The organism is Herbiconiux daphne, from assembly GCF_024979295.1.
In the GTDB taxonomy this organism is placed as follows: domain Bacteria; phylum Actinomycetota; class Actinomycetes; order Actinomycetales; family Microbacteriaceae; genus Herbiconiux; species Herbiconiux daphnes.
Map to the genome: position 1 here is coordinate 1 of NZ_JANLCJ010000421.1, position 686 is coordinate 686.

At 39.4% G+C, this 686-nt stretch carries 1 protein-coding gene; it reads left to right on the plus strand.

Annotated features, from left to right (window positions below; all coding sequences use genetic code 11):
• Positions 1-51: 51 nt before the first annotated feature.
• The coding region (locus tag N1032_RS25605; RefSeq protein WP_259543419.1) for a hypothetical protein at positions 52-686 on the plus strand (635 nt) is incomplete at its 3' end.

Here is a 686-nt window from a genome sequence, read left to right on the forward strand (position 1 = left end):
GGTTTCGTATTCAAGTCAATCGGAGATGGTCTTAAAGGTATCTTTGGTGCAATGGATAATACTGACATCACTAACTTAGGTGCTCTTGCAATTCTAGGTACAATTGCTAGTAAAGTCTCTGGACTTGCTAAATCATTCCATGGAGTTGCTAGCGGATTCAAAGAGTTTGGAGAAAATATTGCATCCAGTTTAGACGTTTTTAAAGCTCTTCCTGAGCACTTAGAAGCATTAACACAAAATATTAAATCCAAAACGCTTATGAATATAGCAGTAGCAATCGGTATATTAGCCGCATCGTTATTTACTCTATCTACTATTGATGCTAATAAGTTAGGTACTTCACTTGCAGCTGTTGTTGGATCACTCAAAATTCTTCAAGTAGGTATGAGTGGAATAGCAGGAATGAATTTTAAGAAATTTGCTTCTATATCAGGAGCAGCCCTAGCAATGAACGGTATGGCTACTGCTATGCTTACCATGTCTGCAGCACTTAAAGTATTATCCACCATTAAACCTGCGCAATTAGCTGCATCATTAGCGACCGTAGCAGGTGCAATGGGTGTAATGGTGGGGACTCTTAAACTTATGAGTAATATGGGACCTGGGGTATTAGCAGGAGCAGCCGCAATGAATTTAATGGCCACTGCATTGCTTACTTTATCCATACCAATCAAGATATTTGCTGG